The sequence below is a fragment of the Acidilobus sp. genome, assembly GCF_049973875.1.
Taxonomy (GTDB): Archaea; Thermoproteota; Thermoprotei_A; order Sulfolobales; family Acidilobaceae; genus Acidilobus.
The window spans coordinates 43,718-68,851 of sequence record NZ_JBMFJI010000007.1; the positions used below are offsets into that span (position 1 = coordinate 43,718).

General features: G+C 59.1%; 28 protein-coding genes and 2 pseudogenes. 12 read left to right on the plus strand and 18 right to left on the minus strand.

The window, feature by feature from the left end:
- Nucleotides 1–24: 24 nt before the first annotated feature.
- Together glmS and ACP5H1_RS04070 are read left to right on the plus strand one after the other, a co-directional pair.
- Entirely contained in the window at nucleotides 25–1,791 is a 1,767-nt protein-coding gene (gene glmS / locus ACP5H1_RS04065; RefSeq protein ID WP_427972021.1) for a glutamine--fructose-6-phosphate transaminase (isomerizing), read from the plus strand.
- Nucleotides 1,792–1,902: 111 nt separating this feature from the next.
- Complete coding sequence (locus ACP5H1_RS04070; RefSeq protein ID WP_427972023.1) at nucleotides 1,903–2,025, plus strand: hypothetical protein; 123 nt, start codon at nucleotides 1,903–1,905, stop codon at nucleotides 2,023–2,025.
- Nucleotides 2,026–2,038: 13 nt separating this feature from the next.
- Here ACP5H1_RS04070 and ACP5H1_RS04075 read toward each other — a convergent pair whose 3' ends face one another.
- Entirely contained in the window at nucleotides 2,039–3,448 is a 1,410-nt protein-coding gene (locus ACP5H1_RS04075) for an FAD-binding oxidoreductase (RefSeq protein WP_427972026.1), read from the minus strand.
- Between the two features lie 53 nt (nucleotides 3,449–3,501).
- Between ACP5H1_RS04075 and deoC the strand changes: the two genes are divergently transcribed.
- Nucleotides 3,502–4,248, plus strand: a complete 747-nt coding sequence (deoC, locus tag ACP5H1_RS04080) for a deoxyribose-phosphate aldolase (protein WP_427972029.1) — start codon at nucleotides 3,502–3,504, stop codon at nucleotides 4,246–4,248.
- On the opposite strand, the gene ACP5H1_RS04085 is transcribed toward deoC, so the two are convergent.
- The 4 genes from ACP5H1_RS04085 to ACP5H1_RS04100 all read right to left on the minus strand — a co-directional run bounded on the left by ACP5H1_RS04085 (nucleotide 4,234) and on the right by ACP5H1_RS04100 (nucleotide 6,359).
- On the minus strand, nucleotides 4,234–4,419 hold the full coding sequence (locus ACP5H1_RS04085) for a hypothetical protein (RefSeq protein ID WP_427972031.1): 186 nt from the start codon (nucleotides 4,417–4,419) through the stop codon (nucleotides 4,234–4,236). The genes deoC and ACP5H1_RS04085 overlap by 15 nt on opposite strands.
- Nucleotides 4,420–4,516: 97 nt before the next feature.
- Entirely contained in the window at nucleotides 4,517–5,038 is a 522-nt protein-coding gene (locus ACP5H1_RS04090) for a hypothetical protein (RefSeq protein ID WP_427972034.1), read from the minus strand.
- Between the two features lie 95 nt (nucleotides 5,039–5,133).
- A complete protein-coding gene (locus ACP5H1_RS04095; RefSeq protein ID WP_427972036.1) occupies nucleotides 5,134–6,216 on the minus strand; it encodes an MFS transporter in 1,083 nt (360 codons plus the stop codon).
- On the minus strand, nucleotides 6,213–6,359 hold the full coding sequence (locus tag ACP5H1_RS04100; protein ID WP_427972039.1) for a hypothetical protein: 147 nt from the start codon (nucleotides 6,357–6,359) through the stop codon (nucleotides 6,213–6,215). Before ACP5H1_RS04100 ends, ACP5H1_RS04095 begins: the two co-directional genes overlap by 4 nt.
- 193 nt (nucleotides 6,360–6,552) lie before the next feature.
- On the opposite strand from ACP5H1_RS04100, the pseudogene ACP5H1_RS04105 reads away from it, so the two are divergent.
- From ACP5H1_RS04105 to ACP5H1_RS04115, 3 genes and pseudogenes are all read left to right on the plus strand, one after another.
- Nucleotides 6,553–6,696 (plus strand): annotated as a pseudogene (locus ACP5H1_RS04105) (hypothetical protein); the annotation flags it as partial.
- Between the two features lie 50 nt (nucleotides 6,697–6,746).
- Nucleotides 6,747–7,346, plus strand: coding sequence for an alpha/beta fold hydrolase (locus ACP5H1_RS04110; RefSeq protein ID WP_427972041.1), 600 nt, complete (start codon nucleotides 6,747–6,749; stop codon nucleotides 7,344–7,346).
- 69 nt (nucleotides 7,347–7,415) lie between these two features.
- A pseudogene (locus tag ACP5H1_RS04115) lies at nucleotides 7,416–8,773 on the plus strand (APC family permease).
- Nucleotides 8,774–8,890: 117 nt separating this feature from the next.
- On the opposite strand, the gene acnA reads toward ACP5H1_RS04115, so the two are convergent.
- Nucleotides 8,891–11,563 (minus strand): aconitate hydratase AcnA, encoded by a 2,673-nt coding sequence (gene acnA / locus ACP5H1_RS04120; protein ID WP_427972095.1) that lies wholly within the window; start codon nucleotides 11,561–11,563, stop codon nucleotides 8,891–8,893.
- Nucleotides 11,564–11,674: 111 nt separating this feature from the next.
- On the opposite strand from acnA, the gene ACP5H1_RS04125 reads away from it, so the two are divergent.
- On the plus strand, nucleotides 11,675–12,814 hold the full coding sequence (locus tag ACP5H1_RS04125) for an NAD(P)-binding protein (protein WP_427972044.1): 1,140 nt from the start codon (nucleotides 11,675–11,677) through the stop codon (nucleotides 12,812–12,814).
- On the opposite strand, the gene ACP5H1_RS04130 is transcribed toward ACP5H1_RS04125, so the two are convergent.
- From ACP5H1_RS04130 to ACP5H1_RS04160, 7 genes are all read right to left on the minus strand, one after another.
- Entirely contained in the window at nucleotides 12,811–13,884 is a 1,074-nt protein-coding gene (locus ACP5H1_RS04130) for a hypothetical protein (protein WP_427972046.1), read from the minus strand. The genes ACP5H1_RS04125 and ACP5H1_RS04130 overlap by 4 nt on opposite strands.
- Nucleotides 13,884–14,132, minus strand: coding sequence for a hypothetical protein (locus ACP5H1_RS04135; protein ID WP_427972048.1), 249 nt, complete (start codon nucleotides 14,130–14,132; stop codon nucleotides 13,884–13,886). The genes ACP5H1_RS04130 and ACP5H1_RS04135 overlap by 1 nt, the downstream gene beginning before the upstream one ends.
- Before the next feature lie 46 nt (nucleotides 14,133–14,178).
- Nucleotides 14,179–14,610, minus strand: a complete 432-nt coding sequence (gene moaC, locus ACP5H1_RS04140) for a cyclic pyranopterin monophosphate synthase MoaC (RefSeq protein WP_427972098.1) — start codon at nucleotides 14,608–14,610, stop codon at nucleotides 14,179–14,181.
- A 62-nt stretch (nucleotides 14,611–14,672) separates the two neighbouring features.
- Nucleotides 14,673–14,930, minus strand: coding sequence for a helix-turn-helix domain-containing protein (locus ACP5H1_RS04145; RefSeq protein ID WP_427972100.1), 258 nt, complete (start codon nucleotides 14,928–14,930; stop codon nucleotides 14,673–14,675).
- Nucleotides 14,931–14,946: 16 nt separating this feature from the next.
- Nucleotides 14,947–16,185, minus strand: a complete 1,239-nt coding sequence (locus ACP5H1_RS04150; protein WP_427972051.1) for a Cdc6/Cdc18 family protein — start codon at nucleotides 16,183–16,185, stop codon at nucleotides 14,947–14,949.
- Between the two features lie 115 nt (nucleotides 16,186–16,300).
- The gene (locus ACP5H1_RS04155; RefSeq protein WP_427972053.1) at nucleotides 16,301–16,837 is read right to left on the minus strand and encodes a hypothetical protein; all 537 of its coding nucleotides are present in this window, start codon (nucleotides 16,835–16,837) and stop codon (nucleotides 16,301–16,303) included.
- Nucleotides 16,783–17,475 carry an endonuclease III domain-containing protein gene (locus ACP5H1_RS04160; protein ID WP_427972056.1) on the minus strand — a complete coding sequence of 231 codons (693 nt, stop codon included), beginning with the start codon at nucleotides 17,473–17,475 and terminating at the stop codon, nucleotides 16,783–16,785. The genes ACP5H1_RS04155 and ACP5H1_RS04160 overlap by 55 nt, the downstream gene beginning before the upstream one ends.
- A gap of 66 nt (nucleotides 17,476–17,541) precedes the next feature.
- Here ACP5H1_RS04160 and ACP5H1_RS04165 point away from each other — a divergent pair, with 66 nt between their 5' ends.
- Nucleotides 17,542–18,081 carry an archaemetzincin family Zn-dependent metalloprotease gene (locus ACP5H1_RS04165; RefSeq protein WP_427972059.1) on the plus strand — a complete coding sequence of 180 codons (540 nt, stop codon included), beginning with the start codon at nucleotides 17,542–17,544 and terminating at the stop codon, nucleotides 18,079–18,081.
- Here the strand turns inward: ACP5H1_RS04165 and ACP5H1_RS04170 are convergent.
- The gene (locus ACP5H1_RS04170; protein WP_427972061.1) at nucleotides 18,078–18,518 is read right to left on the minus strand and encodes an archease; all 441 of its coding nucleotides are present in this window, start codon (nucleotides 18,516–18,518) and stop codon (nucleotides 18,078–18,080) included. The genes ACP5H1_RS04165 and ACP5H1_RS04170 overlap by 4 nt on opposite strands.
- Nucleotides 18,519–18,573: 55 nt before the next feature.
- On the opposite strand from ACP5H1_RS04170, the gene ACP5H1_RS04175 reads away from it, so the two are divergent.
- The 3 genes from ACP5H1_RS04175 to ACP5H1_RS04185 are packed head-to-tail and all read left to right on the plus strand — an operon-like array spanning nucleotide 18,574 to nucleotide 20,983.
- On the plus strand, nucleotides 18,574–19,635 hold the full coding sequence (locus ACP5H1_RS04175) for an NAD(P)-binding protein (RefSeq protein ID WP_427972063.1): 1,062 nt from the start codon (nucleotides 18,574–18,576) through the stop codon (nucleotides 19,633–19,635).
- A gap of 45 nt (nucleotides 19,636–19,680) precedes the next feature.
- Entirely contained in the window at nucleotides 19,681–20,172 is a 492-nt protein-coding gene (locus ACP5H1_RS04180) for an Lrp/AsnC family transcriptional regulator (protein ID WP_427972065.1), read from the plus strand.
- A 34-nt stretch (nucleotides 20,173–20,206) separates the two neighbouring features.
- A complete protein-coding gene (locus tag ACP5H1_RS04185) occupies nucleotides 20,207–20,983 on the plus strand; it encodes a hypothetical protein (protein WP_427972067.1) in 777 nt (258 codons plus the stop codon).
- A 3-nt stretch (nucleotides 20,984–20,986) separates the two neighbouring features.
- On the opposite strand, the gene ilvA is transcribed toward ACP5H1_RS04185, so the two are convergent.
- Genes ilvA through ACP5H1_RS04205 form a run of 4 tightly spaced genes read right to left on the minus strand, consistent with a single transcriptional unit; the run spans nucleotide 20,987 to nucleotide 24,652 of the window.
- On the minus strand, nucleotides 20,987–22,222 hold the full coding sequence (gene ilvA / locus ACP5H1_RS04190; RefSeq protein WP_427972070.1) for a threonine ammonia-lyase: 1,236 nt from the start codon (nucleotides 22,220–22,222) through the stop codon (nucleotides 20,987–20,989).
- A 50-nt stretch (nucleotides 22,223–22,272) separates the two neighbouring features.
- A complete protein-coding gene (locus tag ACP5H1_RS04195) occupies nucleotides 22,273–22,698 on the minus strand; it encodes a DUF61 family protein (protein WP_427972072.1) in 426 nt (141 codons plus the stop codon).
- A 1-nt stretch (nucleotide 22,699) separates the two neighbouring features.
- Entirely contained in the window at nucleotides 22,700–23,392 is a 693-nt protein-coding gene (locus tag ACP5H1_RS04200) for a fibrillarin-like rRNA/tRNA 2'-O-methyltransferase (RefSeq protein ID WP_427972075.1), read from the minus strand.
- Nucleotides 23,393–23,398: 6 nt separating this feature from the next.
- Nucleotides 23,399–24,652, minus strand: a complete 1,254-nt coding sequence (locus ACP5H1_RS04205; protein ID WP_427972077.1) for a C/D box methylation guide ribonucleoprotein complex aNOP56 subunit — start codon at nucleotides 24,650–24,652, stop codon at nucleotides 23,399–23,401.
- Nucleotides 24,653–24,908: 256 nt separating this feature from the next.
- On the opposite strand from ACP5H1_RS04205, the gene ACP5H1_RS04210 reads away from it, so the two are divergent.
- On the plus strand, nucleotides 24,909–25,079 hold the full coding sequence (locus ACP5H1_RS04210) for a 30S ribosomal protein S30e (RefSeq protein WP_048812877.1): 171 nt from the start codon (nucleotides 24,909–24,911) through the stop codon (nucleotides 25,077–25,079).
- Nucleotides 25,080–25,134 lie beyond the last annotated feature (55 nt).

Consider the following 25,134-nt stretch of genomic DNA (forward strand, 5'->3'; position numbering starts at 1 on the left):
CGGCCCAGATCACTTGGTGGAAGCTTGGGAGGAATATTCGCGTTCGCCTGCAGGTCGCCCAGGGATGGCTCAGCGGTACTTGAGGGGCTGAGGAGGCTGACCTACAGGGGCTATGACAGCGTCGGCGTGGCGTTCCTTGACGATAAAATTGAAGTCAAGAAGGCCATGGGCCCCGCCGACAGGAACCCTGGGCTCTTCTCGTTCACCTCGCGGGTGGCCCTGGGCCACACCAGGTACGCCACCAGGGGGTGGCCAACCATTGAGAACGCCCACCCAATACTTGACTGCACCGGCAGGGTGGCTGTTGTAATGGACGGGGTCATAGACAACTACGAGCAGCTCCGCTCGTCGTTGGCCTCTAGGGGGCACAGGCTCGTGACCACCACGGACACGGAGGTCATACCGCACCTCCTTGAGGAGGGCAAGGGGCCCGGGGACCTTCTGGGCACGCTCCGCGGCACGTTCTCGGCGGCCTACGTGAGGTCAGGTGACGAGAGGGTCTGGTTCGTGCAGGACGGCCAGCCCCTGGTGATAGGCAGGGGGCAGGACTGCCTGTACCTGGCCAGCGACCTGCCCAGCCTCTACGGCTTCGCCGATGAGGCGGTGATAGTGCCCGAGGGCTCCTACGGCTACATATCAGCCTCAGGCGAGCTCTCCGTCTTCAGCGCCGACGGGAGCCCGGTGCAGCAGCTCACCTCCAAGAGGGTCAAGTACGAGCCTGGCTCCCTTGACAAGGCCGGCTACCCGCACTACATGCTTAAGGAGATCTACGAGATACCTGAGGCCCTGGAGAGGACGACCCACTCGCTGATGGACAAGTACCTGAGGCTCTCGGGCATGATACTCTACGGCGCCAGGAGGGCCTTTATAATAGGCAACGGCACAAGCCTCCACGCAGGCATGGTCTCTGCCTACTACTTCTCGTCGCTTGGGGGCATGAGCATAGACGTCATCAGCGCGGCCGAGTTCCCCTATTACGCGCTGGACAGCGTGGGCACCGGCACCGTCGTGCTGGCGGTCAGCCAGAGCGGCGAGACAAGCGACGTCATAAGGAGCGTCAAGATGGCCAAGCAGAGGGGGGCGGTGATAGTTGGGGTGACCAACGTCCTGGGCTCGAGGCTAGCCCTGGAGTCCAACGTCTACCTCCCGATAGGAGCTGGGCCCGAGCTCGCGGTGCCAGCAACTAAGACGTTCACGTCAACCCTCGTGGCCCTCATGCTGCTGGCGGCCCACGTGGGCCTCACCGCGGGCAGGCTATCGCAGGCGGAGCTAAATGAGCTCTACAACGACGTGAGGTCCTTCTCCAGGTCCCTCGCCGAGGGCATGCCAGCCATAGATGCGGCCGCGTCAAAGATAGCGGGGGAGCTGAGGGACTCCAGGGACGCCTACGTGGTGAGCAGCGGCATAACTTACCCCGTGGCCCTGGAGGGGGCCCTCAAGCTCAAGGAGGCCGCAATGCTGCACGCGGAGGGGGTTCAGCTCGGCGAGCTCAGGCACGGCCCCATGGTGTTGGCAAGCGGCAACTACCCAATAATAGTCATAAAGCCCAGGGAGGAGGCCGCGGAGGAGCTCTACTCAAGGGTCATGTCTGAGCTGAGGGCCAGGGAGGCCAAGGTGATAGAGGTCTCAGACTCAACGCAGGCCGCCCTGCAGTCGCCCCGCGCGATGAGGCCCGAGCTTTACCCAATAGCTGCTGTAGTGCCGCTTCAGCTCCTTGCATACAGGGTGGGCTTTGAGAGGGGGCTGCCCATAGACTCGCCGCCGGGCCTGGCCAAGGCTATAACTACGTGAACAGCTCGCTGTACACATTTTATTATCAATCAATGTCTATTTTTACTGATTCATTAATACGAATAACTGTTTAAAAGTGCTGAAACAGTACACCTGGGCTGGGAGAGAAAAATGTCAACCGTAAGGCACGAGAACAGGAGCTCCGCCAGAATAGTGAGGTCGCCTCACGGGCAGCAGGACTCCCTGCAGATGAGCTCCCTGGTGCAGAGCGGGCTCTACAGGTTCACAAGGTAAACCTACTTTTTGGTCAGAAAAGCTTCCCAGGGTTAAGTATGCCCCTTGGGTCAAAGGCCGCCTTGATGGACCTCATCAGCTCGAGCTGCCTGTCGCCCACCGCCCTCCTGAGCGCCTCCCTCTTTATCACCCCAATGCCGTGCTCCGCGCTTACGGCCCCTCCCAGCCTCAGCGCTATGTCAACAACGTCGTCAAACCACTGCAGGGCAACCTTAGTCGACTCGGGGTCTGTGGGGTCAAAGCCTATGGCTGGGTGCAAGTTGCCGTCACCAATGTGGCCCCCCAGCGACGAGGTCAGGCCGTACTTGTCGTCAAGGGCCCTGAGCTCCCTTATAGCGTCTGGCACCCTTGACGGGGGCACTACTATGTCCTCTATGAAGAGCTGGAAGGGCCTCCCAGGCCTCCTGAACATGTTGACCTGTGCTGGGAAGAGGGACCTCCTGAGCTGGTATAGGGGCTCGGCTTCCTTATCGTTGTCGGCAGTGTAGACGCTCCTGGCCCCCGAGGACCTCATGACGCCCTCAAGCCACCTGAGGTGCCTCTCTGAGCTCTCCGGCGTGCTCTCAAGGCTCACCAGGAACATGTTGCCGCTGGCATCAAAGGGCAGGCTCACGGCCTGCGAGGCCAGCTTAACGGTGGGCGCGTCCATGAACTCGGCTATGTAGGGCTGCACCCTGCTGGTCTTAATGGCCATGTAAGCCTTCATCAGAGAGCCTACGTCGTCAAAGAAGGCGAGCGCCGTCACCACCTTCTCGGGCAGGGGCGCTATCCTGAGGGCAGCCCTGGTCACGACGGCCAGCGTGCCCTCGCTGCCGACTATGAGCCTTACCAGGTCGTAGCCCTCCCTGCACTTAACGGTGCGGCACCCTAGCCAGAGCCTCGTGCCTGACTCGTCTGCCAAAACAACCTCAAGGCCGTTGACCCAGTCCCTCATGGTGCCGTACTTTGCCCCCCTCATGCCGCCTGCCCCGTTGTTTATCGCCCCTCCTACCGTGGCCACCGCCTGGCTGGCCGGGTCAACCGGGAACATGTAGCCCACCTTGGAGAGCTCCACGTTCAGGTCGTCTATCCTGACCCCGGGCTCAACGTCAACGACGGAGTCCACCAGGCTGACGTCGAGTATTGACGACATCCTCTCAAGGCTCAGCACAAGCCCTCCCCTCAGGGGCACAGCGTTGCCCGAGAGGCTGCTAGAGCTTCCCTGCGGGTATATCGGGACCTCGTAGGAGTAGCTGGTCGCCACCACCCTGCTTACCTCGCCAGGCGTGGAGGGGAAGACGACGGCGTTGGCCTGGTGGGCCAGCCCGTCGGGCTCCCTCGAGTACAGCGTCACCACGTTGGGGTCAGTTATAACTTTGTCGTCGCCGAGCTCGTCCCTCAGCAGCTTAATAGCCTCACCTACCTTGTCCTCCAACCGCCGCACCGAGTACCTTAGGCTTAATAATGGCAATAAGCCTAGCGCCCGAGGGAAAGGGCTTGGGGCTCTCAGGGGCCGATGTTATGAAGCTCGTGGACCACACAATCCTTAAGCCGTACTCAACTAGGGAGGACGTAAGGAAGGTGTTCCAGGAGGCCATCAGCTTCGGCTGCTACTCCATCTGCGTCAACCCAGTTTACGTGGGCTTTGCGAGGAGCCTCGTGGACGACTCCGGGGCCGCCCTGAGGGTCTGCTCAGTCATAGACTTTCCCTTCGGGGCCATGGACACGGAGTCCAGGGTTGAGGCGATAGCCAGGGCCGCGGCCAACGGGGCTGACGAGGTAGACATAGTGGCCCCTATCACGTTAGTCAAGTCAGGCCGCTGGGCCGAGGTCTCCAGGGACCTGAGCAGGGTCGTCAGGGCGGCCCACGGCGAGGGCCTCGTGATAAAGGTCATAGTTGAGGACGCCTACACCACCAGGGATGAGAAGCTTAAGCTCTACGAGATCGTGGCCACCTCGGGGGCCGACTTCATAAAGACGAGCACGGGCTTCGAGGACAGGGAGTACGCGTCGTCAATAGGCAACAGGCCGGGGGCCCAGGCAGACAACGTGAGGCTCATGGCTGAGGTGACCAACAAGTACAACCCTTCGCTTGGAATAAAGGCGGCTGGAGGCATAAGGACCCTGAGGCAGGTCCAGGAGCTCCTTGAGGCCTCAGGAAGGCCCCCGGACCCCTCGAAGTTTAGAATTGGCACGAGCGCGGCGGCCTCCATATGGAGGGACGTCAGCTTAGGCAGGGCCTGAGCCTTTGACTATTCCAGCTGCCTTCAGGGCCCTCATCAGCAGAGGGACGGCAGCTATGACCACGTCGTCTATCATTGAGGCTCCAACCGTTCCCGCCATCTCGGCTGGGGAGACGTGGTGAGTTGCCAGCGCCCAGGCCAGGGATACAAAAAATGCTAAGCCCTGAACCACGTACATAACCTTACCTGGCTTCCGTCGTTTCAACTCTGGAGGATCACCCGCTTACCTCTATACTGATTTAGGACAGGTTAAAAAGTTTAGCTGAGCCTTAAAGAATTATGGCGTCGTCACTCAGGACCCTGACGCCGCTGGACCAGCTCCTCTTTGAAAGCGCGCCGACCCTAAGCAGCTCCTCTACGGCCCGGGTTAGCTGAGGGTTGCTGGCCCCCAGCCTGTCAACAAGCCTCCATATGGCGTCGCTCGCAGCCTTAACGTCCTCCTTACGTATTACGCCCCTCGATATCAGCTCGGGCGCCACGGAGACGAAGGCGGCCTTAAGGTAGTCCTCAGGGCCTATGGAGCTGAGCGCCTCAACATAATACTTGCCCAGGGCCCTCAGGTCGCCCTCGCCCAGGAGCCCCTCCTTGAGCAGGGCCACGGCAATTGGCCAGGCGGCCATCCTGACCTGTAGGCTCCTTGAGGACAACATTGAGAGTAGCCTCGCCCGGTTAGCTGTCACCTTTGCCTTCACGTCGTCCGCTGAGAGGTTCTTAACGGCCTCGCTCCACGCCTTAATTGCTATGCTGTCGTCCTGGTAGTCTAACAGGTCCAGGTAGCTCGGAAGCTCCAACGCAGTATCCCATGTGTTGCACAAGGCGGCGAATCCTTTAAAACTAATGTACTAATTAATTTAGTTTATAAAAATCTATTATCGATACTTCATTTTCAGGGTAGCGGCCTATAGGACGGCCTTGATGGTATGGCGGACAGTGAGTCTGTGGACTTCATCCTCACGTCATAGCCCTTGAAGGCCCACCACAGGGCCCCAGCCAGCCCAACGAGCTCCATGATAAGTCCGTAGAGCGCGAAGTCGAGCTCCGAGAAGTTGTACGTGACATAGGTGGATGCGCTGTAAGCAGTCATCGCCACTGCTCTGAAGGAGCCCACCATGAAGGCCCTCCTCTCCGTTGGGAAGAGCAGGGGCTCGTATATAGTTCTGGCAAACCAGGTAAATGTTATGAAGAACAGGTTAGTGAAGGTCAGGGCATAAAATACGGCGGCGTTATCAAGGCCTAAAGCTACGTAGAGCAGCACCGGTATAAAGCTCAGCGACGCCAGGGCAAAGGACAGCAGGCTGTAGATCCTGGTGTTAATTTTCTCTATGAAGAGCGGCACTACCAGGCCTGCCGCCGCGGCGCCCAGGTTAGCGTAGAACATTACCAGGTACAGCTGCGGTGGCTTGAAGTAATAGTCCGCCAGCACAAACGCCATGAGCGACCAGGTCAGGTAGTTTGCTATGCTCCACGACGTGAGCACCAGGAACCTTGACTTCATGCCCAGCCTGCTGTTGACTTCCTCAACCTTCACGTCGGGGTCCTCAGTGAAGTTGACCCTCTTCACCTCCCTCTCCGCTACGTTGGCCAGCCCCTTGGCCGTGAGCCACCTTATGGACTCTGGCATCATGAGTCTAATTACTATGGCGGCGACGAGCCCTCCCACGGCCATGCCTACTATTGATAATGCGTCAACGACGGGGGCGTGGGGGCCCAGGAAGTAAGTCAGATATATGGCTGCGGCGCCGGCCGCGGCCCCTATGTTCTCAAAGTTAGGGCTCAGGACCAGGCTCTTCTGCCTCCACCTGACTGGCATGATCTCCGCTAGGAGCGCCAGCCCCACGGGCACCTCGCCTTCAATGCCAATCATAGAGATCGCGTAGGCCGCCAGGAATATGATCATCTGCCTGAGGCCGGGCTTAAGCAGCAGCAGGTCCAACACTATTATAGCGCTTCCTATTCCGTAGAGGCTCATGGGTAAACGGAGTACGCCAGCGCGTTAATTATACCCCACACGAAGAAGCCTATCGCCGTTGACGCAAATATTAGTGTGTGGGCCCTCCCCCAGCGGGCCCTGTCTATCAGGCCTCCAAGGTCCTCGGGCAAGCCCGCCACCATTAAGAACAGCTGTTCTTAATTATATAAAAGCGTTCTTAAACGTGCCAGAGGCCCACCAGAGGCCCTGCAGCTTACGGCTAGTCGATGAATGCGCAGCCATAAGGACCTTTCTTCAAAACCTCATGGGTACACCTTTTTTCGACGGTGATAGCAACGCTGGAGGTTCGTCCTAGGAAGCTCAAGGTACTACGCGTGTGAGGTCTGCGGAATGATATATGCTGACAGCGACACCGCCAGGAGCTGCGAGTCCTGGTGCTCCGCCCACGGGTCCTGTAACATGGAGATAACCAAGAGGGCCATAGGTAAGATAAGGAGGGCCGGGCTGAGGCTGAGGTAAGCGGAGTTAACCGTTTTTCTTCAAACGCCCAGGCCTCCCTGGGACCTGGAGTGCCTGACAGGTACGCTACCGTTGGAGGAGTTAAGGTTCACTACGTAGAGGAGGGCTCCGGCACCCCTGTTGTCATGATGCCAGGGGCCGCCTACAACGCCAGGACGTGGGTACAGGTGGGCCTCGTCAAGGCCGTGGCCGACGCCGGGTTCAGGGCCATATCTGTTGACCCCCCTGGCCAGGGCGAGACCCCCCAGGGCAAGTATGGCTTCGGGGGAGGCCTGAAGTTCCTGGAGGACTTCCTGCCCATGGTTAACTTCAACGCGGGCGTGCTGCTGGGCGCGAGCCTTGGAGGCAATACAGTCGCGACCTACGCCCTGGCCCACCCAGACAAGGTGCTTGGCCTGATCCTGGTGGGCGCAGTGGACCTGGTGAGGCACGGGCCCCAGTTCAAGATGTTGACCGGCAAGCCGATTCTGCTCATATGGGGCAAACACGACGACGTGTCACCGATAGACAACGCTGAAGCCGTCATGAGCAGGGTCAACACGGCCGAGCTGGTCAGAATAGGTGAGAGGCACGCCTGCTACCTTGACGACCCCCAGGGCTTTGTACAGACCGTCGTTGAGTTCTTGAAGAGCAGGGTGACGCGGGCCTGAACCTATTAAGTTTTTGCCCCTCAAACGTCCTTTAGCCCTCCTGGCCCAGAGCTCCGTGGCTGAGTCCTGGTGTCAGAGCCAAGGGCCGAGCTGCTGCAGGCGAAGGAGGACAAACGCGGGAAGCTCAGCCTCAGCGAGCTCTTCTTCCTATCATTTGGAGGTCGGGCGCCCCTTATATCGCTGCTCACGTTTGGGACAGCAATGGTTATACTTGCAGGGGAGGCTGCGCCCCTGGCCATGCTCATAGCTACAGCAGTGGTCAGCATAAACGGCCTCGTGGTTTACTTCATGAGTAGGAGGTTCAAGAGGGGAGGGGGCTATTATGTCTACGCCTACTACTCCCTAACCCCAAACCTCGGCCTTAACACGGGCTGGACCTACCTGGCTTACGCCATAGCTTACGGCGGCACCCTGCTGCAGGAGGCGCCTACGTGCTTCAGCAGGGCATTGGTAATGTAGTGCCCCAGTGGGCCCTCGCGCTCCTAGTGAGCTCCGCGGCAGCCGCTGTCGTGATGCTAGGCGTAAGGTACTCCGCCAAGTACGCCGAGGCGGTCTCAATAGCGGAGATGATCATCGTTGTGACGCTTTCAGTGGTCTTCCTCAGGGACTCGGGCTGGAGGCTCTACGACCCGTTCAGATTCGGGCTGAGCTCGAGGCTCCTCGCGGCCACCCTCCTAGGGCTTGGAATACCGACGGGCTACGGCTCCATAGCGCCCCTCGGCGGCGACGCTGAGTCCAGGAACATAGGCAAGGCCGCTATCATGGTTGTCCTTTACGGCGGCCTGCTGGCCTCCCTGTTCCTCTACTCGCTCGAGGCCATGAAGTTCTCAGGGAACCTAGTGGGGTACTCGCTCCACAGGTTTGGCCTCTACAGCCTGGTGCCGCTGGCTGTCATAGCAATAAATGATGGCGCCCTCGGCGGGGTCTCGTACATGCTTGCGCTCTCAAGGACCATAGAGGCCATGGCTTTGGACGGCTACATGCCGAGGCCGCTCTCAGCCAGGGCCAGGGGCAGGCCCCTCTACGCCGAGGCCATGGCTGCCGCGCTCTTCGTCGCAGTTCTCACCCTCCTGGCCTATCGGCTTGGGCTCTTCTACACTTTCGTTGCGCTCGGCTCCCTCGCGGGCATGTTCAACCTGTTCATACACTCGTCCGCTAACTTCTCCCTGGCAAGGCTCTCCGCCAGGAGGGTCCTCAAGCACCTGCATGAGCTCATTATAGGGCTCCTCGGCGCCTCCCTCAGCATCTTCGTGCTCCTGTACTCACTTCCCAGTGTCAACAAGTACGTGGTCTACGTCTTCATGGGCTGGATAATCCTCGGCTTCTTCTACGCCGAGATATTAGACATGCTGGGGAGTGAGCGGCCTGGAAGGAGGTCGATTTCAAGAAACCCCATAAGAGGGCACCTGGGCCGCGCCCGCGGGTGAACACATATAACTTCCGCCTGTTACCCACTTCTGTGGGAGGTGAAGGAACTAAGACGTACAGAAAAAGTTCCAGCCTCCTCATATGCGAAGGTTTTTGAATAGCTTAAACTGCACCCCTCACCCCTTTGCCTTCTCCTTTGCCTCCCTCATCAGCTGCCTTAGCATGTAGTGCAGTATACCTCCGTGCCTTATGTACTCGACCTCTATCGGCGTGTCGACCCTGGCCTTGGCCTTAAACTCTATGACCCTGCCGTCTGGCTTCACGGCCCTTATGGTCAGGATCTTGCCTGGGGTCAGGTCGGAGAGCCCTATTATATCGTAGGTCTCGCTGCCGTCAAGCCCCAGCTCGTCCGGACCCTCGTTAGGCATGAACTCTATGGGCACTATTCCCATGCCTACCAGGTTGCTCCTGTGAATCCTCTCGAAGCTCTTAGCTATGACGGCCTTAACGCCCAGCAGGTAGGGTCCCTTGGCGGCCCAGTCCCTGCTGCTTCCCATGCCGTACTGGCTCCTGCCCAGCACTATGACTGGTATGCCGGCCTCCCTGTACTTCACTGCAGCGTCAAACACGTGCATGACCTCCTTTGTGGGCCAGTATATGGTGTAGCCCCCGGTCCTGTCCGGGGTCAGCAGGTTCTTGAACTTGGGGTTGTCGAAGGTGCACCTCATCATGACCTCGTGGTTGCCCCTCCTGCTCCCGCACGTGTTGAGCTCCTCAGGCTTCACTCCCAGGCTGAGCAGGTACTGGCCGGCCTTTGATGTCGGGCTTATGGCACCGGCCGGGCTTATGTGGTCTGTGCTTATCCTGTCTGGGGCGTAGATGAGCACCCTGGCTCCCTTTATGTCCTTGAGCGGCTCTGGGTTCTCAGTCATCCCCTCGAAGAATGGGGGCCTCTTGAGGTAGGTGCTCTTGGGGTCCCACTGGAACGTCGGCGTCGCGGGCGACTCTAGCTTCACCCACTCCTCGGTGCCCTCAAATATGTCGCTGTACTTCTCCTGGAACTCCTTCGGGTCAAGGGCTCCCTGCACGTACTTGGCCACCTCCTCGGCCGAGGGCCATATGTCCTTCAGGTACACGGGCTCGCCGTTGGGATCGTAGCCCAGCGGCTCCCTGTCGAAGTCTATGTCTATCCTGCCGGCTATGGCGTATGCGACGACCAGCGGCGGCGAGGCCAGGAAAGCACCGGTGGCGAGCGGGTGTATCCTTCCCTCGAAGTTCCTGTTGCCGCTGAGCACTGCAGCCGTGTAGACCTTCTCGGACCTTATGAAGTCCTCGACCTCCTTCCTGAGCGGCCCCGTGTTGCCTATGCAGACAGTGCAGCCGTAGCCAGTTATGTGGAAGCCCAGGGCCTCAAGATAAGGCATAAGGCCGAGCCTTGTAAGGTACTCGGTGACCACCCTGCTCCCTGGGGCGTTGCTGGTCTTAACCCATGGCTTCACCCTTAGGCCGCGCTGGACCGCGTTCCTGGCCAGGAGGCCAGCGGCTATCATGTTGGTTGGGTTGCTGGTGTTGGTGCAGCTAGTTATGGCGGCAATTATTACCATGCCGTCGCCCACGTCGTAGGTCTCACCGTCTATTGTGAGCTTAGACGTCTTCCTCTGCCTGTTCTGTGACTTAGCATATGACTCTATTATGGCGTTGAGCTGCTGCTTGGCAGCGCTCAGGGGTATCCTGTCCTCGGGGTGGGCTGGCCCAGCTATGGCCGGCTCTATCTTGCCCAGGTCTATCTCTATGAGCTGGCTGTAGGAGGGCTGCGGGGCGTTCTCGTCGTGCCAGAGGCCGACCCTCTTGGCGTACTCCTCCACGAAGCTCACGTGCCTCGGGTCCCTCCCACTCATGGCCAGGTAGCTTATGGTGACCTCGTCAATTGGGAAGTAGCCCATGGTGGCCCCGTACTCAGGCGCCATGTTAGCTATGGTCGCCCTGTCAGGGGCGCTCAGGTACTTTATGCCTGGGCCGAAGAACTCGACAAACTTGCCTACGACGTTTGCCTTCCTTAGGGTCTCCGTTATGTAGAGCACTATGTCCGTCGGCGTGACGCCCTCCCTTGGCTTGCCGACGAGCTTAACTCCGACCACCGGGGGCACCAGCATGTAGTACGGCTGGCCGAGGACCACCGCCTCCGCCTCTATGCCTCCGACGCCCCAGCCGAGCACGCCGAGGCCGTTTATCATGGTCGTGTGGCTGTCGGTGCCGAGGACGCTGTCGGGGTAGGCCGTGAGGCCCCTGCGCCTGTCGTTCCCTATCCATACCACCTTAGCGAGGTACTCGAGGTTAACCTGGTGAATTATTCCCTTGCCTGGGGGCACGACCCTCAGGTTCTGGAACGACTTCTGAGCCCACTTGAGGAACCTGTACCTCTCCGAGTTCCTCTCGAACTCCTTCTCTATGTTCTTCTTCAGGGCGAGGCTGGTGCCGTAGTAGTCTACCTGGACGCTGTGGTCAATTACAAGGTCCACGGGTATGAGCGGGTTGACCATGTTGGGGTCATAGCCCATCTGGGCGAACTGGTCCCTCATAGCAGCCAGGTCCACTATGGCCGGGACCCCCGTGAGGTCCTGCATTATCACCCTTGCAGGCAGGAGCGGTATCTCAGCCTTTCCCGCGTTCTCCCTCCAATTAAATATGGTCTTTAGGTCCTCGTCCCTCACAACAAAGCCGTCGTAGTTTCTAACTATGTTCTCCAGCAGGACCCTTATTGAGTACGGCATCTCGCTGACCTTTACTATGCCCTTCTCCTCGAGCTTGCGTAGGTTCACTATCGTCACTGGGCCAGCGTACGAGTCCATCTTTTCAAAGGCTACGCTTATGTCCTGAGCGCTCAAGCTTCAGTCCCCTCCTAACCTAGGCATCTGAATTTTTAGCTATTGCATCTAGGCGTGAACTTACAGGCCCAGGACATGAGGGCGGCTGTGGTAGGGGCCGGCTTCTCAGGGCTGATGTTCGCCCTGTCGCTGGCCCAGGGCGGGGTGAACGTTGACCTGTATGAGGAGCACGACAGGGTCGGCTACCCGGAGCACTGCACGGGGCTCGTGTCCAAGGCCACCCAGGACATGATAGGCCGCCCCGCCCTGCGCTCCGAGCTGGGAACCATAGGGAGCTTCGTCATAGCGGGCCCCAGGCTGTCCCTTAGGCTAAGGGCCTCGCAGCCCATAGTTAAGCTCAACAGGGTGAGGCTTGAGGAGCTCATGCTTGAGGAGGCAGAGGCTGAAGGCGTGAACTTCATCAGCAGGGCTAAGGCTAGGCCCCTGCCCTCGGGCGAGGTGCTGCCCTCCGGCAGGAGCTATGATGTCGTCGTGCTGGCCGAGGGCTTTAACGGCCGCCTGAGGGAACCCTTAGGCATAGGGTTCTCAGGCAGCTCCCTCTTCGGGGTCAACGCCGAGTTCGAGGGGGGCGGTGGAGCTGACTTCGTGGCCAGGTTCGACAGGTCCACGTCAGACGGCTTCTTTTCGTGGAGGGTCTCCGTAGACGACCTAACCATCATAGGGACCGCCTCGAGGGACCCAAGGGGCCTTGGTAGGCTGCTGGAGGAGTCCATGAGAGTTCACGGGGCCGAGGGAAAGCCGCTGAAGACATATGGGGGGCCCATATTGACGGGCCCTATGCCAAGGAGGGTGAGGCTGGGCAGGGTGATAGCAGTCGGCGACGCCGCTTCTATGAACAAGCCGCTCACGGGCGGGGGGCTTTACCCATCGGCGGCTGCCGCCCGAAGGGCGCAGGCCCTCATTAACGGCGGGGCCGAACCGGCTGACGCCGTAGAGGGGGCGGTGATGGACGTACTTAAGGTTCTGAGGAGGACCTACAGGCTCTCCAGGCTACTTCATGAGAGGCCCGAGGCCGTCGACGTGCTGATAAGGGCCGCCGCGGACTCAGGACTTGCAGAGAGGGTCTCAGGCAGGATAGACTATGACGTCCATGAGAGCCTCTTCAGGGAGTCTGTTAAGTCATGGCGATTTTACCTGGCCGCAGCCAATACTATTGTAACCAGCCCCGTGACGTCGCTTAGGCTTCTGGCCTCGCTGCTTGCTGACATTATCTAACTACTGCTAACCAACAAGTCTGCGAGCTTTCCTATGGACTTAATTACCAGGTCCACCGCCTGTTCAAGGTCGCCTGGCTGAACTTCAAGCGAAACCACATTGTTGCCCCTCTGGCTCTTTCCGCCCACGTTAAGCCCCTTAGAGCGGAGCTCCTCTATGAGCGGCTTGGCCTGGGCAAGCCCCCTGACGTAGATCCTGCCCGTGGCGCCCTCCTCTATAGAATAAACCACCACTATCTTGCCGGCGTTCTCCCTGGCCAGCTGCCTGGCCAGCATGCCTGTTATCTTATACTTCGTGGTGACCCCGAAGGCCAGCACCCTTCCGTTGAGCTCCTCCCTCCTCGAGGCGGCCGAGCGGGCCCTGCTCAGCTCCTCCTCCACGGCCTCCCTGGCGTTGGTCATGCGAGGGTCGCTCAGTATGGCCTCGCACGGGTCCGCCCCGCCGTAGGCCAGCGAGTAGGCGAGGCCGTCTATTACATCCTTTAGCCTCGCCGCCTCCGCCGCCCATATCTGCATGGCGCAGTTCCTTATCAGCTCCGAGTCCTCCTTCACGTCAAGCCCTATCTCCTCCATGTAAGCCTTGTACACCCTGTTGTTGACGGCGTCGTCCCACAGGTCGCCGTATATGCTCATGGCTACCAGCATGGGGTCGTAGAAGCCGAGGGCGTCAGCTATGACGTGGGCTGCGCTGGGCCAGAGGCCGCTTGGGTCGCCCTCAGCGGCAGGGTTGTAATAGTAGAAGTTTGGAACCCTCGGGTAGGTAGTGGTGTGGTGGTCAACAGCCACCACGGGCCTCCCTCCTATGGCTGCCACTAGCGACGCGTAGACCTCCGGGGGAGCATTATAATCTAGAACTAGCACCACGTCCTTGTTGGCTGCCAGCTTAGACGCCTGCTCTAAGAAGTCCCTCTGCGGCCTATAAGTGAAGGGAGGCACCATGAAGACAGCCCCGGGCCCCACGAACTGGGCCACGGTTACCGCGGAGGCTATGCCGTCGGCGTCCCAGTGATGTATTATCAGGGGCTCCACGTCGGCCAACAGGGAGGCCAGGGAGTTCCTGCTGAGGCTCATCAGCTGCACCCTGAGCTGCAGAGCTGAACCACGTACTCGGCTATCTCCCTAGCCTTCGTCTCCGCGTCCGGGTCCTCGGACCTCCTCAGTATAACTTCTATGTTATCAACCAGTGACCTCATGCTGTTCCCCTGCGGCCCCTCCCTGACGGCCGCCTGAACGAAGGTCTCTAGCTCCATTAGCGTGAACGGGTCCGCGTAGGCATTGTACTTGGTGAACGCCTTCCTGAGCGCGTCGTGAACCCTCAAGTTGGCTCCCTGATCCCAGGTGGAGGGGGAGGAAAAATGAGTAAGCCTATGCCTCCCCCTTGAACTTGGACTCAACCACGACGTTCCTTATGGCCGTTACTGGGTACTGGCCCTTCTCGTCCTTCTCGTAGGCCTTAACCATGTCCCATATGGCCAGCAGGCCCGCCATGACGCCCGCCAGGGCGTCCATCTCGACGCCCGTCTCAGCCTTGGTCCTCACAGTCACCCTCATCCTGACGCTGTTCTCGGTGTAGTCAAAGCTTACGTCGACGCCAGTTATCGGTATTGGGTGAGCCAACGGTATTATCTTTGAGGAGTCCTTGGCTGCCATGACGGCCGCGACCGAGGCCACGGCCTCAACGTTGCCCTTCTCAACGAGGCCCTCCCTGATCCTCTTCACCGTCTCGGGCCTGAGCACTATCTCGCCGGAGGCCGTGGCCTCCCTGTAGACTACAGGCTTGTTTGTGACGTCAACCATGTGGGCCACTTAGGTCGCCCTAGGAGACGTAGGCGGTTGAAGTTAAATCAACTCACACAAACCTAGAGGCTCTCCAGCTGCCTCAGCACCTCGCTGAGCCCGCTTACCTTGGGGTCCCTGAGGTCCACCATGAACATCCTCAGCCTGCCGTATCTCCTCTCCTGGACTATGCCCATCCTAACCAGCTCCTCAAGGTGCTTCTCGACGAGCCTGTGGTTGAGCCCGGACTCCCTAACTATCCTAGTTATGTTGGCCTGGCCCTCGCTCAGGAGCACCTTAAGTACCTTAACCCTCCCCTTGCTGGAGAGCAGGTCCTCCACCTTCAAGTCCTACACCTCAGGGCGAGACCTTTGGGCCGCCGACCCTGTCCATTATTATGGACTCGACGACCTCCCTGAGCCTGTCCGCAGGGATCTCGGGCGGGAGCCTCACCATGGTGGTCCTGCCCCTCTGGGGCAGGTTGGTCACCCTGGACTCCAGGAGGCCCAGGTTAGAGAGGTCCTTGAGGTACTCATAGAACTGCGTGTGCTTCCTGGGCTCCTCCCCGTAGGCCTTGGCGAGGCTCTCGTACTCGCCCTTTATCTCCCCTGTGGAGAGCCAGCCCCCCTTGGCTGCTATGAGGGTTGAGATGGCCAGCAGTATGAGCAGCTCGTGAATGTTCAGGGACCTCATGACGTCAAGTGGCACGTTTGATATGGCGTCAGTGCTTATGGCCCTCCTCACGTGCTCCTCAGTTATCCTGATGGCCCCTTCAGCCTCAGCCATCTCAGCAGCCATCCTGAGCGCAAGTATGGCCCTCCTGGCGCTGCCGTCACCCCCCTTGGTCTCGGAGTAACCATAGTAGTCTGATATCATGTCAATTATGTCGTGGTTCCACGCGGCGTCTGCGAGGCCCAGGGCGGCCCTCTGCTCGAGTATGGCCCTCAGCTCGTCGGCCGTGTAGGGCTTTAGGTAGACCTTGAAGCCTATCTGGGACTCGACCTGCGGTATCCTCTCCTTCATGTAGCTGAGCACCTTGAAGTCCTGCGAGACCAGGAGGAAGTTGAGCCTGTTCACGTTGTCCTTAGGGGGTATCTCCTCGTAGACCCTGAGCAGCATATAGAGGTCCTCGTTGCTGACCCTCGTTGACATGAGCAGCGACTGGAACTCGTCCAGGACCACGAGGGCGTAGGAGTCCTTTATGTAAAGGTAGTCCGTTATAGCCTTAAGCATCTCTATGGCCGCCGTCCCCCTGAGCGGCACGTTTATGCCAAGCTCCGAGACTATGCCTGAGAGTATCTGGTGCACGCTGGGGGCGCCGTAGACGTTTATGTAGACAGGCTTAAGGTTAACGCCCCTCCTCCTGAGGTGCTCCTGGAGGGCGTGCGCTACATATTTCGCCAGCGTGGTCTTGCCTATGCCAACCCTTCCTATGGAGCCATATATGACTGTTATGTCAGTGGCACCTGGCCCCTCGCTGAACCTTGACGTGTACCTGTTCAGCAGCATCTCCGCCTCCTTGTCCCTGACCGGCAGTATCTCAGGCACGTAGGTCTCCTCGAACACCCTCCTGTCCGTGAATATCCTTCCTCCCATCAAGGCCTGTCCTCCGGCTGGCTAGGGTACTTTCATACCTTCTATTAACGGAAGAGGAGCTGAGCTTATTAAGGGAATCCGCTGCCCCCGTGCGTGCGCCTCGCGGTCCTCCCCCTCAGGGTAATACTGGGACTAGGACCGCGCAGTGCGGCCCGCAGCTGCGCCACTCCCCAACCGATATGAGTAGGCAGTCCCCGACGTTCTCTACTGTGATCTTGAGGTTGGCCTCCCTGCCGCGGAGCGCCACGCCGGCGACCCTTAAGGCCTCCTTGACTGTGCCCTCGCTGACCCTGCCCTTAAGGGGTACCCTTACCTTGAGCTCCAGGCCAGCCGAAAGCCCCCTGGGCACAAGCCTTGCTATCGCCTCGCCCAGCCTCTCAGGCGTCGAACACGCGAGCACTGGGACGACCCTGGCTATGAAGGCGTGTTGATACAGGAGGAACTGCCTTGCTATCTCGCCAGGGCTGAGGCTTGAGTAGACCTCCACGACCCCCCTATAACCTGTGGCCTCAAACCTGGCCGAGGGGTCCCTCGCGACCACGGTGTCCATGAGCTCCTCGAGGGCCCAGGAGTCCCTCCCTGGAAGCGAGGTGACCACTAGCCTCGGGCACCTGTCGCAGTAGCTGATGGGCAGTACCGCCTCAGGGGGCACTCCGAGCACCTTGGGTTCCTGGCCGTGCAGTAGGCCCTGCCGAAGGCTATTAATAGCCTGTGGGCCTCGTCGGACCTCTCTGGCCCAAAGAAGTTAAGCAGCGCCCCTGAGACCTCCTCATAGCTTGCCCCCTTCCTTGCGAGCCCCCACCTGGCCGCTATCCTCTTGGCGTGCGTGTCCACCGCAAACCTTGGCGCCTTCCTGTAGAGTGAGAGGAACACGTCAACAGTCTTCGAGCCGATGCCCCTTATTGAGAGCAGGGCCCTCTCGACTTCATTAATGTCGCCGTGCTCAAGGAAATCAACGCCCCTCTCAAGCGTAAGCCTGGCGAGCTCCCTTATGGCACTGGCCTTCTGCCTAACCATCCCGGCCCTCCTGATCACCCGCTCCAGGCCGTCGCCCAGGGCAAGTATCCTCGCTGGGTCCAAGCCCGTGGCCCTTTTGAGGTCATCGTATGCAGCTATTGAGTTCCTGTCGTTCGAGTTCTGGCTCAGTATTATTGCGACCAGGAGGGCGAAGGGGCCGTCTGGGAGGCTGTGGAGCGCTGTAAAGTCCTCCTGCCTCACTGTGACGCTCCTCTTAAGTATGTTGTAAACAGTAATGCCGTCAGCGGATATGACCTTCGGCCTCTCCCCCAAGGCTGTCCCCTCAGCCTCGTCTAAGTTAAAGTTAAAACTTTAAGGAACACCTGGCACCTGAGAGTCATGATAGAGCTGATAGTGCAGCCCGTGGGCAGGACCAGGCCTGAGGACGCGGTCTTCGTGGGTTCCGAAATAGCGAAGAGCTTCCCAGTGAGGTTAAGCGCTGTGCCCTCCATGTGGTCGCTTCAGCCTCCAGCGTCGGCCTATGACTGGGGCAGGATGCAGTACAGGGCTGATGAGGTCAACGCGTGGCTTCACAGGAACCTTGAGCCGCTCCTCAAGGGGAAGAGGTTAGCGCTGGGCCTCGTGGGGGCGGACGCCTACGTGCCCGGCCTTAACTTCGTCTTTGGCCTCGCCGACCCGAACCTTGGAGTTGCCACCGTCTACACAGCAAGGCTTGAGTCCGAGGACCGCAGCAGGTACCTGGCGAGGCTCCTCAAGGAGTCCGTTCACGAGGTGGGCCACCTACTTGGCCTTGGGCACTGCAGCAACAGGTCCTGCGTCATGTCGTTCAGCAACTCGCTGGAGGACGTAGACCTTAAGTCTGAGTACTTCTGCGACGACTGCAAGCTTAAGCTTAGGTCCCTCCACCCCTCGGACTAGATGTCCACAACAAAGCGAAGCTTCCAGCACCCGTCCTCCTCCCTGAAGTCCATCTGCGAGTAGGTCATCGCCTTTACTATCGTCCTCTGCTCGTGCCTCGACGGGTCGAACCTCTCGCCCCAGACCCTAGCAACGAGCCTTGTGCCGTCCTCGCTGAGGTCGCACACCCTGAATATGCTGAAGACCAGGCCGTCGGCGTCTGTGCTGACCAGGAGCTGCTCGATCCACCTGTAAACGGTGTTGTAGAGGTCCATCCCGTTAACCTCTATGTCGACGTGGGTCAGGGGCCTGACCTTCGACGTGTCAGTCATGATTTCGTAGACCGCCAGCCCCGCCTGCTCAAGGGCCTCCTCCTTAGTCCTGCCCCTGGCCTCTATGAGCACGTCGGCCGTGTGATCCAGGAAGTCATAGCCGGGACAGCCCTGCAACTCTCCCACCCTGCCGCAGATTTATTACTTTGCTGCAAATGTAAAAGGCTTTAGAGGAAGGGGCTTGGCTGAGGTACTAAACATAGTTGGAGCTGGCCCTGCAGGCGCCTCTGCAGCGTACGCAGCCTCGAAGCTTGGCTTCAGGGCAGTCGTCTACGAGGCTAACCCAAGGCCAGCGGTTAAGCCGTGCGGAAGGGGCATACCAACGCTTTCCAACCTGCCCTTCGAGGTCCCCAAGGAGAGGGTTATAGCTGACATAAAGGGCGCTGTCCTCTACGTTGACGGAGTTAAGTCCGTTGAGGTCAGGGACACCGTCAGGGGGTACATAGTTGACAAGGAGGGCATGATACGTGACGTAATAGCCTCCTCCGGGGCCGAGCTGTACACCTCGTCGCCTTACAACGCATCAAACGGCACAGTCAAGGTTAACGGCCAGGTCAGGGAGGTCAGGACAGGCCTCCTGGCGGGCGGCGTTGCCTTCTATGACGGCGAGAAGATCTATGGAGTTCAGGCCATAGTCAGGGCGCCCAGGCTTGAGTCCATGGACTACCTTTACATAGATTTTGACACAAGCCTGATAGGCTACTACTGGATATTCCCTGCCGAGGAGGGCGTTGAAGTCGGCGTAGGCGGCTTTGAGTCGCCGCAGAGGCTCAGGGAGCTCTTGGAAAGGTACATTGAGAATCATAAGGAAACGCTGGGCAGCAGCACAATACTCTCGATAGCCGGGGCCCCCATAGCGGTGGGGGGCGTGTCCACAGGAAGCGTCAGAGGGCTCTTCAAGGTCGGCGAGGCGGCCGGCTTCGTCCTTCCATTAACTGGGGAGGGCATCAGGCCCTCGGCTATATCGGGCTATGAGGCCGCCAGGGCTTACCTTACAGGCCTTGACGTTAACAAAGTGCTTGAGTCCCTCAACATATCGAGGGTAGTCAGGGTTCACAGGTCCATACTTAAGGCGCTTAAGGGCATGAGCCCTGAGAGGAGGAGGGATTTCATGTTTGAGATACCTGCGGCCGTTCATGAGGAGGTGGCCCTGGGCACCATGAATATTAACAGGATAGTAAAGGCCCTCGCCTCAAAGCCTCTCCTTGCAGCTAAGATAATGAAGTATATTATGATTAGCTGACAACATTAATTACCTGAAGGCCAGCAGGCCTGTCGGCGAGAGGGCTTGAGAAGGCAGGCGACCCCTGTAGTTGACGAGAGGGACCTCCAGCTCATAAGGTACCTGGAGGAGGACGGAAGGATGCCGTGGAGCGAGATAGCGTCTAAGATGGAGGTCAGCGAGGCGACCGTCTACCTGAGGGTCAAGAAGCTGATCAGCGAGGGGGTCATAAAGGGGTTCACCGTAAACGTTGAGCCCTCAAAGCTTGGCCTTGAGGCCTCGGCCTACTTCCTAATAAAGGCCAGGGCCGACAGCCTGGGCAAAGTTAGGGAGCTCCTCAGAAGCCTTAACTATGTAGTTGAGGCATATGAAACTAGCGGGCCCTACAACTTCCTTGTCAAGGTGCTGGCGCCGACCCAGAGGGACCTGTCAGCGGCCCTGGACGGCATAGCTTCCGCGCCCGGGGTGATAGAGGTCTCCTCGATAATGGTAATAAACGAGCTGAAGAGGGTCTCGAGCGTCGCCAGCGTCTACGAGAGCTGGTCAGAAAAGCCTTAAAACCAAGCGACCAGCCTGCTGAGGGGTTCCAGGCTTGACAAGCCGCGACGTAACGATATACTTTCACCCCTCCTGCGAGACCAGTCATGAAGTGATAACCGGGCTCCGCAGGGCCGGGGCCCTGGGCAGGGTCAGGCTTGTGAGGCTGGGCTCCCTTGAGGCCGTCAGGCTGGGCGTCCTCAGCGTGCCTTGGGTCACCGTTGGCGGTGAGCCTGCGGCAACTGACCCTGTGAGCGCCGAGGAGGTCATTGACATAGTTAACGGCTCTAGGGTAGACCCGGGGGACCCTGTCGAGGCGTTCATGAACTCGGTCCTTCACAGCTCCCTGGCATCGGCGGTTGCTATACTTCACGGCTCCCTGGCTCCCGTGGCCGTCAGGGAGCTGGCCAGCGCCGCCGCCAGATCACCACTGAGCGGCGTGAGGCCTGAGCAGGTCATAGGCGAGGTGGTTAGAAGGGACGGAGAGCTGTTCGCGGAGTGGCGCGACAAGCTGAGGAGGGCGCTGTCGATCAGCTTCGTCAGGGAGCTCTACTGGGCCTCCGGCGGCGCCTTAGGCCCCCAGCGCGTTAGGGAGCTTTCAAGGCCTGAGGTGGTGGGCCTGTGGCTGCTCGGCAAGGGCAGCCTTGGGAGGTCCGCGCTTCCTTACAACCCTAAGGGCTCCGCGTCTAATGACATAGAGTGGATCGCCGAGTTCGTCTCAAGGACCGCCAGCGGGCTCCTTGAAAAGGTCAGGGAGGAGCAGGAGGGCATATACTCTGACAAAGAGTACATGGAGGTCGTGAGCTCAGCCAGCGGGCTAAGAGGGCCCTGACCGCTACTCCTCGGCCTCCCTGAAGTTAAAGCCCTCAGCCTTCAAGGCCTGCAGCGCTTCAGGCACTGCGTCCGGGTCCGGCGCTTCGACCAACACATCTACTATGGCGTAGCCTGGCACCAGGCTTGGCGAGAACCTGTCGTGCCTTATGTCAATAACGTTGAATCTGGCGTCGGCAAGCTTCCTCAGAACCCTGTCAAGGTAGCCCGGCTGGTCAGGAACCGTGCCCACGAGCCTTATCAGCCTCTTCGTCCTGAAGAGCTCGTAGTTAATTATGTTGGCCAGCCTCGTCAGGTCCACGTTGCCTCCGCTTATGAGCGCGACGACCCTCTTACCCTTTACGTTAACCTTGCCCTCCAGTATTGCCGCCAGGGGGGCAGCCCCCGCGCCCTCGGCGAGAGTCTTACCTCTCTCTAGCAGGAGGAACATGGCCCTGGCGACCTCCTTATCATCAACTGTAACTACGTCATCCACTAGGTCCCTTATTAACTCAAAGGTGAACTTGCCGGCGGTCTTAACTATAAGGCCGTCCATCAGCCCTGAGACAGCGCCAGTTATGTTAACGGGCCTGCCCTCCTTGAGGCTCATAGAGTACTTGGGCAGGTAGGAGGGCTCAACTCCTATGACTTTGACCTTGTCGCCGAGCCTCTTCTTAAGCACCACGGCGTTGCCAGATATGAGGCCTCCGCCGCCTATAGGAATGACCACCACGTCCGGCGGCTCGCCCATCTGCTCGAGCAGCTCAAGCGAAATAGTTCCCTGGCCCGCTATAACCGCTGGGTCGTCATAGGGGTGTATCAGAGTGGCCCCCGTCTGTTCGACTATCTCGTTGGCCTTCTTCATGGACTCGTCTATCACGTTTCCATAAAGCACCACCTCGGCCCCATAGGACTTTGTGGCGAGTATCTTAGAGAGGGGGACTACAAGCGGCATCACTATGGTAGCCTTGACGCCCAGCAGCTTCGCAGCAAACGCCACCCCCTGCGCGTGGTTTCCAGCGCTGGCGGCCACAACGCCCCTCTTGGCGGCGTCGCCCAGGGTCCACATCTTGTAGTAGGCCCCCCTTACTTTGAACGAGCCCGTCTTCTGCAGGTTCTCCAGCTTGAGGTAGACCTCCCCGCCCGTCATAGCTGAGAACGTGGAGCTTAGGTCAAGCGGGGTCTCGTGTATAAGGCCTTTGAGCACGTCCCTGGCCCTCAGGGCGTTCTGATAAATCTCCTCCACCAGGCCGCTCTCCACGGCTTGACACCACGACTTGAAGGTGTATACAGAGTTATAAAAGGTGCGCGTCAAACCACGCTAAGCGAGACGAAGACCAGGCTCCTGTACTTGCCTATAATTATGAGAAACTCGTCAACGCTCAGCTCCCCTATGCCCTCCGCGGTGTAGTCGCCCCTCAGCATTATCTCCGCCAGCCTCCTCTGCCACCTGTCGCCAACCACAACATACTTAGCCACGCCCGACTCTGTCCTTACATAGTAAAGCAGCAGGGGCACCGTCATGAAGTCCCAAAAGTACTCCGGCACCTGAGAAAGCAGCCTGGAGACCTCGTCCTCGTCAAATTCGTGTGACGTGCCGTCGTTGAGGATTATATGATCTGTGTTCCTCAGCTCCCGCAGCCTCGCCTGCTTACTTGGCCAGGAGGCCTGGAGCCTCCTGACCTCCTCGGTGTACACCTTAGTTATGTGCCTTGCAGGCCCCTCCTCGGAGCCCACTTCAGCCCCTCCTGTATATGGCGTAGACCATCGCGTGGTCCTTGTCGAATGGGTCCAGGTGAACCACGTCCTTTATGTCAAAGCCTCCCTCTGCCAGGGTCCTCATCTCCCTAAGGTAGACCTCGCTCGGCTCGCTGGTGACGTCGACGCTCCTCGCCTTTATCGCCAACAGCAGGTATCCGCCGTCCTCGAGGAAGAGCCTGGCGTTCCTGACCACTATGTCCGCCTGCTCCGGCTGGGCCACGTCAGCGTAAAGCCCCCTTGTGGCGCCCACCAGGTGCCTGTACTTGACGGGCTCCCTAGCGTCCGCCAGAATCGGCACTATGTTCTTCCTGTCGGGCACTATCTGCAGCAAGTCCCTTATCACCCTTGGCGAGAACTCGATACCATATATCAGGCCGGCGGGGCCTATGATATCACTTATGTGGCTCGCCGTGGTGCCGCTGGCTATTCCAAGGTAGAGTATCCTGTCGCCCTCCCTTACGGGCAGCTCCTGAAGGCCCTTCAGCAGCGCGGCTGCAAGCTTGCTGCGGTAGACGTTCCACTCCCTGTACTCAGCGCCTTCGTAGGAGTAAAGGTGCTCCCCGTAAACCCTCTGTCCCAGCACGAGGTTCTTCGTGGCTAGCCTCAGGCTGCCGTCGTCCAACTCAACTACATACACGTTCTTCCAAGACTGATGTTCATACACGCGCACCCTTCGTCACCTCCTGCCCTTTCCTCCCCTTCCTCCCTTGCCATGCCTCCTTGGAGGCCTCTGCCCCCTCTGCGGGGCCTGCGGGGCCTCCTTCCTCTTGGGCGGCGAGGCGTATACCTTCTTTATCTCAGCTATCCTCTGCTGAAGCTCAGAGTTAAGCCTGTCCCCTATGAACCTTCCGCTGAAGGCGTCAACCTTGGCGGCTATCGCAAGCTTTGCCGCTAGGGCCCTGGCTATCTTACCCCTCTGCCACTTGGGGGCCCTGAATATCTCCGGGTACTGGAATATTATCCCATGCTTCGGCGGCCTGCCGCCAGTCCTAAGGGCCCTGAAGAGGGCCTTCTCTGCGCCTAACACCTGGATAGTGCTGGCCGGCATCGTAGCTAGCCTGTCAAGGCCTCCCGCAAGGCTTATTAGCCTGGCGCCGAGCAGGGGCCCTACCAGCTCCGTTATGTTCGGGGCCACCTCCTTCATTACCCTGTTCACGTAGCCTTCCAGCTGGTCCCTAAGGTCGTAGAGCTGAAGTATGATGCCCGCGAAGGTCTTTATTGCCTCCAAGTCGTGCTCTGAGAGGTCAGCTCCTATGCTCTTCTTTGCGGCGCTGGCTATCTTCTCGGCCAGCTGGGGCGAGACGCGAAGGTCCTTCAGCCTGTCCTCTGTGAAGTTCTCCTTGTCGCCCAGTTCAGCGACGAGCTTGATGTAGAGCCTGTGATCTTCTACTATGTCGTTAAGTTCGGGGAAGGTGACGCTGTACCACTCCCTCAGCCTGTTCACAAACAAGTTCACTGTCTTATCTATGTCATCTATGGTCCTTATGGAGTGGGCCGCCAGAAGGTCACGCTTCTTGGCCGCCCCCATGAGGCCCCTCCTTGTGAACTCGAAGGCCACGTTGAGCTCAAAGGCGGGGGCCTCCGAGTCGCTCTTTATGAGCTCTGACTCGACCAGGAGCTGGGGAATTCTGGATCTCACGGACAGGGCCACCTGGTTGCCCTCGCTGACAATAGCTCTAAGCCCCTGCTGGTTCAGGTACTTGGCCTCCTCCTCGCTCTCCACTATCACCTCCTCGGGGCTGAGCTGCTTAACCTTGTCGGCAAGCTTGATGAAGGCGTCGCTCAGCTCCCCCCTAGATATTTTAATGGCCTCGGCCACCAGGTCGTCAAAAGACTTTGGCAGAGGCTCAAAGGCCAGCTCCTTGCCGCTCTCGTCAACTGCATAGCTGCCTGCTATAGTGTCAACGATGTAAATCTTCAACCCCTTCACCGCTCCTGGCTAACGTCTGATAAGAGAAGATTATAACCTTAAACGAGCCCTTTGGCTGCAGCCTTTGCATGGCTGATAACAGCTTTTTACTACTAAGCGTCTTCAGGGCCAAGCTGGAGACGTTGAAGATAGGGAAGGACGGCAGCTTATGTGCCTGGGCCTAAATGGTCCAGAGCGGCCATTAACGGGCAGCGGGTCGAGGCCTCAGAGGAAAGGTTTTAACTAGCAAACAGAGCTTTCACACTGGTGAGAACTCTTGCCTACGCACGGATCAATGACTAAGGCCGGTAAGGTTAGGAAGGCGACGCCCAAGATAGAGCCCAAGCATAAGAAGAACCAGCCGCCAAGGATTAAAAATAAGGTGGAGTTCGTCAGGAGGGTGCTTAAGGCCGCCCAGCAGACCGCCTCCTCAAGGGCGGCGAGCTGAGCTCCCACCGCTTTTCTTTTACTTATTATTTAACCCTGAGCTCACCCACAGCCCG

Bases quoted from the DNA above. Each gene is read 5' to 3' on its own strand.
- ACP5H1_RS04150 (WP_427972051.1), bottom strand. From the start codon at position 16,185: ATGGGAGGAAGGATATTCACGGACAGGAGGGTGTTCGAGGAGACCTAC.
- moaC (WP_427972098.1), bottom strand. From the start codon at position 14,610: ATGGTTGACGTCACAAACAAGCCTGTAGTCTACAGGGAGGCCACGGCC.
- ACP5H1_RS04125 (WP_427972044.1), top strand. From the start codon at position 11,675: ATGAGGGCGGCTGTGGTAGGGGCCGGCTTCTCAGGGCTGATGTTCGCC.
- ACP5H1_RS04095 (WP_427972036.1), bottom strand. From the start codon at position 6,216: ATGAGCCTCTACGGAATAGGAAGCGCTATAATAGTGTTGGACCTGCTG.
- ACP5H1_RS04130 (WP_427972046.1), bottom strand. From the start codon at position 13,884: ATGAGCCTCAGCAGGAACTCCCTGGCCTCCCTGTTGGCCGACGTGGAG.
- ACP5H1_RS04070 (WP_427972023.1), top strand. From the start codon at position 1,903: ATGTCAACCGTAAGGCACGAGAACAGGAGCTCCGCCAGAATAGTGAGG.
- acnA (WP_427972095.1), bottom strand. From the start codon at position 11,563: ATGGACTCGTACGCTGGCCCAGTGACGATAGTGAACCTACGCAAGCTC.
- ACP5H1_RS04100 (WP_427972039.1), bottom strand. From the start codon at position 6,359: ATGGTGGCGGGCTTGCCCGAGGACCTTGGAGGCCTGATAGACAGGGCC.
- ACP5H1_RS04165 (WP_427972059.1), top strand. From the start codon at position 17,542: ATGATAGAGCTGATAGTGCAGCCCGTGGGCAGGACCAGGCCTGAGGAC.